Source organism: Psychrobacter sp. JCM 18900 (genome assembly GCF_904846625.1).
In the GTDB taxonomy this organism is placed as follows: Bacteria; Pseudomonadota; Gammaproteobacteria; order Pseudomonadales; family Moraxellaceae; genus Psychrobacter.
Genome location: NZ_CAJHBL010000013.1, coordinates 1 through 2992, shown reverse-complemented (window position 1 = coordinate 2992; position 2992 = coordinate 1). Strand labels below are relative to the sequence as shown.

Sequence of the window (2992 nt, the reverse complement as noted above, 5' to 3'; positions counted from 1 at the left end):
AGGCTTAGATGTGTATAGTTCATGGTTACAATCTCACTTTGGTCGGTGGATATAAACTTTGATGCTAGCGCATCTAGGTCTTTTTTTCACCTCGCATTTGGTATTGCACTTCATGTGTTAATCTAAGATTTAATCGAAACCTTTCATAATCTTGTTAACACTGCAGCAGCTAATGGTCTCTATCTAAAACAGTAGCTATATTCTCAAAACTATGTGGAGTAAGGTCCTAAGAACCTTACTCCATTAAAATGGATGAGATGAGAAGGCGCATCTGCTACCCATACCTCTGTTTCCCATGCGATTTCGCCAAGATAACGACCCATAAGAGCTCTATTTGGAAAAGCTGTCACATAAACTAGCCCAGCAGTTGATTCTGAAAATAATTTAGAAAGCTCTTCATATCGTTTCCCGTCAACAGGTCCATGGCTAGTGACAGACTCAACTAATAATAGCCAGTTTTTTTCAGTGTAGTGTAATACTACGTCAGGCATTTTACCGTGTGAACCTACATCCACATTTAACCCCTTCAGTAGTTCTTCGTCAAAATACCCCCACTTTTTCTCCGTATCACCGGCATAAATTAAGATGCTGTTCGGTGCAAAACGTTCTGCAAAATCTTCGATAATATTTTTAATAAGCTCGCTATGAATACCAGGACTCAAGGTGATTTCTTTACCTTCTGCAATCCTTACAGGAATGCGATTTTGCTTACGCTCTTTAGCATAACGCTCAATAAGCGATGTACGATCAACTAAATAGCGCTTTAAGTGGCTGGGCCATTCTGTAGTCCCGTAAGTACGAAGCAGAGTCAATACGTGAGGTTCAATTTGGTAAGCAGCTTTCGGACTATTGACAGGTCGGTCTGGTTTGTCTGGGTTATAAAGTGCTATACCTGCATCACAAAATTGATGCATAGTTTGGCGACGAAATGTTTCTCTAGAATTGGGAGCATAAAATTTATCGTATTCAGCATATGCCCAATTCATCATGGGTGTGATACCCATAAGTGGGCATTCTGCTTGTGACCATGGTTTTTCTGGTATCAGGTTTAAAAGAGCTAATAAACATAAGGCGGAGCGCTCATTCTGCTGTTGAGAGGGTAAACCTAACGCAGCTATTATTTCCTGGGCATCTTCAAGGTGAACGTTTTTATCTTCCATTAAGTTAAGTCCATAAATTGAGCGTCAATATCTTCTTGTGTGATTATTTCTTGTTTCAAAGACCATTGGCCAAGCTTAATTAAGTTTTCACGGCTGGGATACTTCATCCGCTTGAGGTCTGTTGCGTTGACCTGAGTATGGCCACTAAAACGTCTAAAATGCTCATCTACTGCTGTAGTGTTCAGGTATACCATAAGTCCACTTGCTAATGCCGAGGGTAAGCCGTTTTTATTGTCGTGGAATACGTTTAAATGATTTTCAAACCCTAGCATTGTATATTCGCTAAAATCAGTAGGGGTTATCAAATTTGCAACCACACGACGTCTTTCCTCCTTCGATGAAAAACGTTTCACTACACAGTAAAACCCGTTCGGGTAAAGCCATTTCCCCGTATTGTTATTGACTATAATCGCATTAGATTTTTTAAAGTTGGGTATAGGCCAAGTAGTTTTATATGCCTTCAAGTGAGCGGGATAAATCAATGGCACCGCGTCTTCTTCAGGCATGTCTCGTAGATACTCTTTCAATCGGAAATCAACTACTGGACCAGTTGATAGTTTTACACCAATTTCAGTCATTGAATAAAGTACAGCAGATGATAGTTCGATTGCACTTTTATCGGTCGTAGTTTGCACGTGAATAAACCGTTCTGGATCATCTGGGAAGACTATGCGTTCAAAAGGGATTTCACAGTTAGTTAGGTCAGAAAAGCTATCGTCAGTAGATGTTGAAATCGTAACAGGGCCTTGCTCTCCATCGCGCTCTAAACAAATAATTATATTCTCTTGTAATACCTGATCATCACTAAAAGTTTTGCTGCGCGATTCAAACAGGTGCATCTGACGAATCGATGCCCGTTCAAGAATGAAATCACGGAAAGGACGATAGTAAGGCCCGTTGCAAAAACTGCGAGGAATAATAGCTACAATTTGTCCGCCTGGAGCCATTTCTCCTAGCGCTAATGCTATGAAAGCAGAATATAAATTGACTGTTTCGATACCAACATTACTTAAAGCTAGACGATGTTTGGATTTACTATTAATTTTTTTATAAGGTGGATTTAGGATTGCATGAGTATACCCACGATTTTGCAAACCCTTGTTTGTCGCCAGTTGGATATAATCGTCAGTGATAATACTAGTTGTCACATCCGCATAAGAGTTCAAATGCTGCTTAAGATGACTCTGCAACTCATCATCAACCTCATAAGCGGTTACTTGAACGGAATTGAAGCCAAACTCGTCATCTACCCAACGGTCCAAAAAGGCACAACTCAAAGCACCTACACCTGCACCTGCATCCAAAAGGTGACAATCTTTTAAGTCGCTAGGAGGAAAAAGTGAGGCCATAAAGCGGGCTACACTTGAAGGCGTCATGAATTGGCCTAGCTCAGCTTTATGTTCTCGAGTAGTACCATGTGTCAATTTACGGCGCACACTATCTGCAGTGTCTAACTGTTGGAGCATATTAGATCCATTTATTTATCATTAGGCCATACGTAGGTATAACCTATACATTTACATTGGTTCAAATTTAATAAATATACTAACACTTTTGAGCCTATCTTCTATAGTGAAAGGGGCCTAAAGTGACATGATGGTGTACTTGGTTTACATGAAACTGAACTGCCCATTATTATTGGATACTCCACATTTCCCAATTAGTTATCTAATCAATATTAACTTGACAACGAGTAATATATTTTTTTGAGTATTTGAGTATTTGAGTATTTGAGTATTTGAGTATTTGAGTATTTGAGTATTTGAGTATTTGAGTATTTGAGTATTTGAGTATTTGAGTATTTGAGTATTTGAGTATTTGAGTATTTGAGT

The 2992-nt window shown here is 39.2% G+C and carries 2 protein-coding genes; both read right to left on the bottom strand.

Annotated elements, in window-relative coordinates; translation table 11 throughout:
• Window positions 1-209: 209 nt before the first annotated feature.
• Window positions 210-1160: a BsuBI/PstI family type II restriction endonuclease gene (locus tag JMX96_RS13560; protein ID WP_201569681.1), complete on the bottom strand. Its 951-nt coding sequence runs from the start codon at window positions 1158-1160 to the stop codon at window positions 210-212.
• Window positions 1160-2626, bottom strand: a complete 1467-nt coding sequence (locus tag JMX96_RS13555) for an Eco57I restriction-modification methylase domain-containing protein (protein WP_201569679.1) — start codon at window positions 2624-2626, stop codon at window positions 1160-1162. The genes JMX96_RS13560 and JMX96_RS13555 overlap by 1 nt, the downstream gene beginning before the upstream one ends.
• Window positions 2627-2992 lie beyond the last annotated feature (366 nt).

Excerpts from the sequence above, each read along its gene's own strand:
- JMX96_RS13560 (WP_201569681.1), bottom strand. The coding sequence starts at position 1,160 with ATGGAAGATAAAAACGTTCACCTTGAAGATGCCCAGGAAATAATAGCT.
- JMX96_RS13555 (WP_201569679.1), bottom strand. The coding sequence starts at position 2,626 with ATGCTCCAACAGTTAGACACTGCAGATAGTGTGCGCCGTAAATTGACA.